General features: G+C 77.2%; 5 protein-coding genes. 3 read left to right on the top strand and 2 right to left on the bottom strand.

Annotation, left to right across the window (positions count from 1 at the left end; all coding sequences use genetic code 11):
- The first annotated feature begins 203 nt into the window (after positions 1-203).
- The 3 genes from pgsA (at position 204) to ACFT55_RS06220 (ending at position 1927) form a co-directional block, all read left to right on the top strand.
- Complete coding sequence (gene pgsA / locus ACFT55_RS06230) at positions 204-806, top strand: CDP-diacylglycerol--glycerol-3-phosphate 3-phosphatidyltransferase (protein ID WP_380242661.1); 603 nt, start codon at positions 204-206, stop codon at positions 804-806.
- Positions 803-1345 (top strand): CinA family protein, encoded by a 543-nt coding sequence (locus tag ACFT55_RS06225; protein ID WP_380242659.1) that lies wholly within the window; start codon positions 803-805, stop codon positions 1343-1345. The genes pgsA and ACFT55_RS06225 overlap by 4 nt, the downstream gene beginning before the upstream one ends.
- Positions 1346-1579: 234 nt before the next feature.
- Positions 1580-1927 (top strand): helix-turn-helix domain-containing protein, encoded by a 348-nt coding sequence (locus ACFT55_RS06220; RefSeq protein WP_380242657.1) that lies wholly within the window; start codon positions 1580-1582, stop codon positions 1925-1927.
- Positions 1928-2014: 87 nt separating this feature from the next.
- On the opposite strand, the gene ACFT55_RS06215 is transcribed toward ACFT55_RS06220, so the two are convergent.
- Together ACFT55_RS06215 and ACFT55_RS06210 are read right to left on the bottom strand one after the other, a co-directional pair.
- Entirely contained in the window at positions 2015-2818 is an 804-nt protein-coding gene (locus tag ACFT55_RS06215; RefSeq protein WP_380242654.1) for a DNA-formamidopyrimidine glycosylase family protein, read from the bottom strand.
- Positions 2819-2827: 9 nt separating this feature from the next.
- A complete protein-coding gene (locus ACFT55_RS06210; protein WP_380242652.1) occupies positions 2828-7906 on the bottom strand; it encodes a DEAD/DEAH box helicase in 5079 nt (1692 codons plus the stop codon).
- Positions 7907-7909 lie beyond the last annotated feature (3 nt).

Here is a 7909-nt window from a genome sequence, read left to right as displayed (position 1 = left end):
GGACCACGCCGCACCCGGCGGCGACGACGAGGCGTCGGCGGGTGCGGCGCCCGTCGTCGGACGCGTGGTGGGGCACGGCAGGAGGGTACTGCCGGCGCCGAGGCGCGTGCGCTCACCCCGCGAGGACGTCCGCCGAGTTCACCCGGTCCTTCCCGGGCGGGCGAGACGCGCCCGCACGCCCGGTGCGCCGATAGGGTGTTCCGGTGGTCAACGAAGCGCCCTCGCCCTGGAACGTCGCCAACGCGGTGACCCTCGTGCGCATCGCGCTCGTGCCCGTCTTCGCCTGGACCCTTCTCATGGAGGGCGGCGACTCCGTCACGTGGCGCCTCGTCGCGACCGGCGTGTTCGTCCTGGCCGCGGCGAGCGACCGGGTGGACGGCTATCTGGCCCGGTCGCGCAACCTCGTGACCGACCTGGGCAAGCTGCTCGACCCGATCGCCGACAAGGCCCTCATCGGCACCGCCCTGATCCTGCTCTGCTGGCCCCTGGGCGAGCTGCCCTGGTGGGTGCCCACCGTGATCCTCGTGCGCGAGCTCGGGGTCACGGTCCTGCGCATGGTCGTGCTGCGCTACGCCGTGATGCCGGCGTCCCGTGGCGGCAAGCTCAAGACGGTGCTGCAGTCCGTGGCGATCACGCTGTTCCTGCTGCCGCTGGCGTCGCTGCCCGGTGCGGTGCTGGTCGTCGCCTGGGTGGTGCTCGGGCTGGCGATCGTCGTCACCGTCGTGACGGGTGTCGACTACTTCGTGCAGGGGCTGCGGCTGCTCGGCGAGGGCCGACGGCAGGCCGGTCCGCGCCGGGCGGCATGAGCGCCGGCCGGGTCGGCGCCACGCCCGCGGGGGATCTCGCGCCGGCGGTGCTCGACGGCGCGCGGGCCCGCGGCTGGACGGTCGCGGCTGCGGAGTCGCTCACGGGCGGCCTCGTCGTGGCCGCTCTCGTCGACGTCCCGGGCGCCTCGGCCGTGGTGCGGGGCGGCGTCGTCGCCTACGCCACCGACCTGAAGGCCTCGGTGCTGGGCGTCGACCCTGCGCTGCTGGCCCGCCGCGGCCCCGTCGACCCGGACGTCGCCGCCCAGATGGCGGCCGGAGCCCGCCGGGTGCTGGGGTCCGACGTCGGGCTCGCGACCACGGGTGTCGCCGGACCGGACCCGCAGGACGGGCACCCTCCGGGAGAGGTGTACGTCGCGGTGAGCACGCCCGCCGGCGACCGGGTGCGCCGGCTCGACCTCCCGGGGGACCGGCCCGCCGTGCGGTCTGCCGCGGTCCGCGCCGTGCTGGCCCTGACGCTCGACGCCTGGGGCGCCGCACCAGCGGGAACGCCCGCGGGCGCTCCTGTGAAGGACGCGTGACGAGCCTGTCGGGGCCTGTGCCCTCGGGAACAAGGCCCCGGGTGCGCGCGTTGTGCTGGCGTGATGACCGACAGGGCACGAACCAGTCTCGATCCGCGCCACACCAGGCCGGGCGGGCCGCGCGCGCGGTACGGTAGTGCCACCCCTGGTGTCAGGGGAACGACAGGACGGACGAGGAACCCGGTCACGACCGGACCGAACCCGGGACGATCGGCCACGGAGAGGGGGCGCGAGATGGTCGTACTGCGACGTGAGATCGGCGACGTGCTGCGCGATGCGCGGCAGCGCCAGGGGCGCACCCTGCGTGAGGTGTCGTCCGCCGCGAGAGTCTCGCTCGGCTACCTGAGCGAGGTGGAGCGCGGACAGAAGGAAGCATCGTCGGAGCTGCTGGCGTCGATCTGTGACGCCCTCGACGTGCCGATGTCCCTCGTGCTGCGCGAGGTGAGCGACCGCATCGCGGTGGCTGAGGGGCTGCACATCCCCGACACGATCCCGGCGGACGTCTTCGCCGGCATGCTCAGCCGCGGCGAGTCGCGCGACGCCGACCAGGCGATGCGAGGGGACCTCACCCCGGTCGGCTGAGACTCAGGTTGGCTGACACAGCGCGCCACACGGAGCCGGTCCCGCGAGCTTTCCTCGCGGGACCGGCTCCTGTCGTTCCCGGGGCGGTCAGCCGGCCGCCTGGCAGGAGGGACACCAGTAGATGGCGCGCTCCCCGCCGTCGGGGCGCAGTCCGGGACCGGCCGTGCTCCCCAGCGCGACGGGCGTGCGGCAGCGTCGGCAGGGCGCGTGGTGCCGCCCGTGCACCGCGAGCTCGACGGCGCCGAGGCCGCCGCGGCGGCCCACCGCGACGGCGCGAGACATCAGGCGTCGAGCCACGAGGAGCAGCGCCCGGCGGTCGTCGTCGTCGAGGTCGCCCGCGGGGGTCCAGGGCCACCGGCGGGTGGCGAACAGCGACTCGGCGGTCCAGATCGTGCCGAGCCCGGCCACGGTGCGCTGGTCGAGCAGGGCGGCGCACACGGGGCGTGCAGGGGCGACGACGAGTCGCCTGGCTCCCTCGTCGAGCCGGTCCGGGAAGTCGTCGCCCAGGACGTCGGGCCCGAGGTGGCCGAGCAGACGGGGCTCGTCACGGGTGCGCAGCACGTCGAGCATGCCGAGGTGCATGCCCAGGCACGTCCACTGCGCGGTGGCGAGCACCGCGCGGACCGCGGGCGAGCGCCCGGACGCCTCGCGGGTGCCCGTGCGGACCACCCGCCAGTAGCCGTCCATGCGCAGATGGGTGTGCAGCGTGCGTCCGTCGTCGAGGCGCAGCAGCAGGTGCTTGCCGTACGCGACCGACTCCCGCACCGTGGCGCCCGTGAGGTCGAGCCCCGCTGCGGACGGCCAGCGCAGGTCCGCGCGGACCAGCGGTGAGCCCCGCAGCGCGGTACCGAGCCGGGCGGCGGTCAGCCGGAGCACGTCTCCCTCGGGCACGGGGGCAGCCTAGGCCGGGCGCAGCCCGCGCGGCGTGACGCCGAAGCCGGACTCCAGCAGGGCCGCCGCGGCCGGTGTCCGGTCCCGCGCGGCGGCGAGGGCGGGCACGCCGTCGACGCGCTGCACGGTCACGCGTCCCAGGCGGCCGGCGCGGGTCTCGATCGCGAGGAGCCGCCCCGCCGCGGCGAGCCGGGCGGCGTCGCCCGCGTCGCCACGGCCGAAGGACAGCACCGTGCGGCCGCCGCGCTCCACGAAGAGCACCAGCTCGCCGTCGACCAGCACCACCACGGCACCCGCCTTGCGGCCCGGGCGATGGGCGGCGACGCCGTCGCCGTCGCCCTGGTTGCCGTTGCCGGCAGCCGTCCCGTCGGCGCCGGCACCGCCTCTGGTGGCGGCCGGGCCGACGGCCGCGGACCGCCCGGCACGAGGCCACGCCACGGCGGCCCCGTACGGGTTCGCCGGGTCGGTGGCGGCCAGGAGGAGGGCACCGGGCACGGCCTCGCCCGCCGCGCCGGGCCCGCCCCGGGCGCCCTCGACGAGCGCGTCGAGGGCGCGGTCGCGGTCGGCGGCGTCCGTGCGCAGCTGGTCGACCGCGCCCGGCAGCGCGAACTGCGAACCGCCGAGACCCTCCACGAAGTAGCCCCGTCGGGCGGCTCCGCGTTCCTCGAGCCCCGTCAGCACCCGGTACACGTCCCGGAACCGGGACGTCACGCCCTCCGCGGGCGCCGCCGCGCGGGTCAGGACGCCGTGCCGCTCCAGCAGCACCTGCGTGAGCGCGTGGGCTCGGACCGTCGGGTCCTGCTCCACGGCGGGCAGCGCCGCCCATCGGCCGCCGCCCGCGCGGGGCAGGGCCGCCACGGAGGTCGGCCGGGCCAGCCCGAAGCGCGCGGGTCGCACCGGCCTCGCGCGGGCGGGGGCCGCGGGCGCCCGGTGCGCGCCGCCGCCGCGGCGCGCGGAGCCGCCGAGCGACTCCCGCAGCGGACCGAGGCGGTCGTTCGTGACCCAGCCTGCCCACACCAGGTCCCACAGGGCCTCGAGGGTCGCGGTCTGGCTGGCGTCGGCGAGCTCCGCGAGCCGCGGCAGGAAGTAGCCGCCCGAGCCGGTGAGGAGGTCGAGGACCGCTCGGTGCAGGGCGGTGTCGAGCGGCCCGCCCTCCTCGACCGGGTCGGGGTCGCGCAGGGTGAGCGCGGCGCCGTCGGCCAGGTGCAGGCTCACCATGCCGTCGCCCCCGCCCGAGCCGGGGAGGCGCCCGTGCCCGCACCAGAGGACCTCGCCCGCCGTCGTGAGCTCGTCCAGGACGGCGGGGGAGTAGTCCGCCACGCGGGCGGGCAGCACCAGCGTCTCGAGCGCCGAGGCCGGGACGGCCGCCCCGGAGAGCTGCTCCACGGCGCGCAGCACGCCGTCGGCCCCGCGCAGCGCGCCGCCGCCGGACCCGGCGCCGCCCACCCGCACGCCGATGCCGTGCCAGCGCGGCAGGAACACGCCGAGGGCCTCCGGCTCGACCGGTTCCACCTCGGCGCGCAGCGCGGCGAGCGACCGCCGCCGCAGCGTCCGCAGGACCTCCGGGTCGCACCACTCGTCACCCGTGCCGCCCAGCGACGACGGACGCAGCGCCCCGCGCACCACCGTTCCCAGCGCCTCGAGACGCGCAAGGACCTGACCGACCACCGCGATACCGAGCCCGAACCGGCGTGCGACGTCCGCGGCGGGGAACGGCCCGTGCGTGCGCGCATGGCGCCGCACCAGGTCGCCCAGCGGGTCGGCCACCAGCTCCGTGAACGTCTCCGGGACGCCCACGGGCAGGGCCACGCCGAGCGCGTCGCGGAGCCGCCCGGCGTCCTCCACGACCGCCCACTGCTCCGCCCCGCCGCTGCTCCCGCCGAACCGGACGCGGATGACGCGGCGTGACCGCTCCAGCTCCTCGAGCCAGCCGTCGACCAGGTCGCGGGAGTCCGCGCGCGTGCGGTCTTGGAGGGCGGTGAGCGGGTGCGGGCCGGAACGGCGCAGCACGTCCCACAGGCCCTCGGCGTCCCGGGCCTGCCGCTCTGGTGCCAGGGCCTGCAGCTCCGCCTCCGTCCGCTCCACGGCTCCGGGGTCCAGGAGGTCGGCGAGGGGGGTGGCGCCCTGCTCGCCGAGGAGCTCGGTGAGCAGGTCCGGGTCGAGGGACAGCGCGGCCGCGCGCCGCTCCGCGAGGGGGGCGTCGCCGTCGTAGAGGAACTGGGCCGTGTAGCCGAAGAGGAGCGCCTGCGCGAAGGGCGACGGCGTCGCGGTGGTCACCTCGACCAGCCGTACCCGGCCCGCCTGGAGGTCGCCCATGAGCTCCGTCAGGGCCGCCACGTCGAAGTCGTCGCGCAGGCACTCGCGGGCCGCCTCGAGCATGATCGGGAAGTCCGGGTACTGGGACGCCACCTGCAGCAGCTGCGACGCGCGCTGGCGCTGCTGCCAGAGCGGCTGGCGCCGGTCGGGCCGGCGCCGCGGCAGGAGCAGCGCCCGCGCCGCAGCCTCCCGGAAGCGGGCGGCGAACATCACGGAGCCGCCCAGCTCGTCGCGGACCGCGCCGAGCACCTCGTCGGGGTCGACGAGGAGGTCCTCGGCGGTCACGGCGGGTCCGTCGCCGGTGCCCGCGTGCGCCGCGGCCCCGTCGGGCTCGGCGTCCCAGCCCGGCCCGCCGAGGTCCCAGCCCGCGTCGCCCGCGTCGGGCAGCCGCAGCACGATGCCGTCGTCGGCGTGCATCGCCGCGACGTCGGTGCCGTACCGGGCCCGGAGCCGCGCCGCGACCACCAGCGCCCACGGGGCGTGCACGGGCGCGCCGAACGGGGAGTGGATCACCACCCGCCAGTCGCCCAGCTCGTCGCGGAACCGCTCCACCACCACCGTGCGGTCGTCCGGGAGGCGGCCGGTGGCCCGGCGCTGCTCGCCCAGGTACGACGCGAGGTTGTCGGCCGCCCACGTGTCCAGGCCGGCGTCCCGGAGCCCTGCGCGCCCGCGCTCCTCGTCGTCGGCCAGGAGCGCGTCGGTCTCTCGCACGAACGCGCCGACTGCGCGCCCGAGCTCCGCGGGCCGGCCCGGCGAGTCGCCCTTCCAGAACGGCAGCCGTCCCGGCAGCCCGGGCGCTGGGGTGACGAGCACGCGGTCCGGGGTGATCTCCTCGATGCGCCACGTCGAGGAGCCGAGGGTGAACGTGTCGCCGACGCGCGACTCGTAGACCATCTCCTCGTCCAGCTCGCCCACCCGCTTGCCGCCGCGAGGGCGGTCGCCGCCCCCTCCGGAGTCGGCCGGCGAGCCGGCGGCGGGTGGCTCGGTGGCCAGGTAGACGCCGTACAGGCCGCGGTCGGGGATGGTGCCGCCGCTGGTCGCGGCGAGCCGCAGGGCGCCGGGACGGCCCGAGAGGCGCCCGGTGGCGCGGTCCCACACGATCCGCGCACGCAGCTCCGCGAAGTCCTCGCTCGGGTAGCGGCCCGCGAGCATGTCCAGCACGGCCCGCCAGGTCGCGTCGCCCAGGGCGCGGAACGGGTGCGCGCGCCGGAACGCGGCCAGCAGGTCCTCCGCCTGCCAGTCGTCGGTGGCGAGGGCGGCCACCACCTGCTGGGCGAGCACGTCCAGGGGGTTGGCCGGCACGTGCAGGTGCTCGATCTCGCCCGCACGCATGCGCTGCGCGACCACCGTGGCCGGGACGAGGTCGCCGCGGAAGGTGGGGAAGACCACGCCGTGCGACACGGCGCCCACCTGGTGCCCGGCCCGCCCGATGCGCTGCAGCCCGCTCGCGACCGAGGGCGGCGCCCCGACCTGCACCACGAGGTCGACCGCGCCCATGTCGATGCCGAGCTCCAGCGACGACGTGGCGACCACGGCGGGCAGGCGCCCTGCCTTGAGGTCGGACTCGGTGCGGGTCCGCTCGACGCGGCTCATCGACCCGTGGTGGGCGCGCGCGAGCACCTCGGCAGCGCCGTCTCCGGTCGGCGGGAGGCCGACGGACGCGCCGGACTGGCCCTGCGTCTGCGCCGGCCACTGCGTGCCGGCGGCAGGCAGCTCGACACCGGTGCGCTCCGCCCAGATCTCGTTCACCCGGGCGGTGAGCCGCTCGGCTCCGCGGCGGGAGTTGGTGAACACCAGCGTGGAGCGGTGCTCCGCGACGAGGTCCACCACGCGCTCCTCGACGTGCGGCCACACGGACGCGCGCCGCAGCGGGGAGGTGGCGCCCCCGGTGAGGTCGAGCTCCTCGTCGCCGAGACCTCCGTCGGCAGGGGTTGCCGCGGGACCCGCGGGCGTCGGGTCGGGCACGCCCTGGGCCGCGTCGAGGTCGGTCAGGTCCGGCACGGGCACGACGACCTCGATGGCCCACTTCTTCGTGGCCGCGGGCTGCACGACCACGACCTCCCGGCCGCCGTCGGCGGGCGCACGGTGCCCGGCGAGGAACTCCCCGACCGTCTCGACGGGGCGGACCGTCGCCGACAGCCCGATCCGCTGCGCCGGGCGGTCGAGCTGCTCGTCGAGGCGTTCCAGGCTCAGGGCGAGGTGGGCGCCGCGCTTGGTCCCCGCGACGGCGTGGATCTCGTCCAGGATCACGGTCTGCACGCCCGCCAGCCCTGCTCGTGCCTGGGAGGTGAGCACCAGGAAGAGCGACTCCGGGGTGGTGACCAGCACGTCCGGCGGGCGGGTGGCGAAGGCGCGGCGCTCCGAGGGGGGCGTGTCGCCGGTGCGGGCGCCGACGGTCACGTCCTCGACGGACAGGCCGTCGCGGGCGGCGGCCTGCCGGATGCCGGCGAGCGGGGAGCGCAGGTTGCGCTGCACGTCGGCGGCGAGAGCCTTCAGGGGGGACACGTACAGGACCCGGCAGCGCCGTGCGCGCTCCGGCGGCGGCTCGGTCGTCAGCCGGTCGATCGCCCAGAGGAACGCGGCGAGCGTCTTGCCGGACCCGGTCGGGGCGACGACGAGGGCGTGCCGGTCGGAGCTGATCGCGTCCCATGCCCCGACCTGCGCCGCCGTGGGCGCCTCGAACGCGCCCGAGAACCACGAGCGCGTCGCGGGTCCGAACCGGGCGAGCACGTCGTCGGGGCTGCCGGGCGCGGCGGGCGGGGGGACGACCACCTC

The organism is Isoptericola sp. NPDC057191, from assembly GCF_042670225.1.
GTDB lineage: Bacteria > Actinomycetota > Actinomycetes > Actinomycetales > Cellulomonadaceae > Isoptericola.
Note: the sequence above shows the minus strand (reverse complement) of the source record. Positions and strands in the feature narration are given on the sequence as shown.

Coding starts and splice junctions, on each gene's coding strand:
- ACFT55_RS06225 (WP_380242659.1), top strand. CDS start 803: ATGAGCGCCGGCCGGGTCGGCGCCACGCCCGCGGGGGATCTCGCGCCG.
- ACFT55_RS06220 (WP_380242657.1), top strand. CDS start 1,580: ATGGTCGTACTGCGACGTGAGATCGGCGACGTGCTGCGCGATGCGCGG.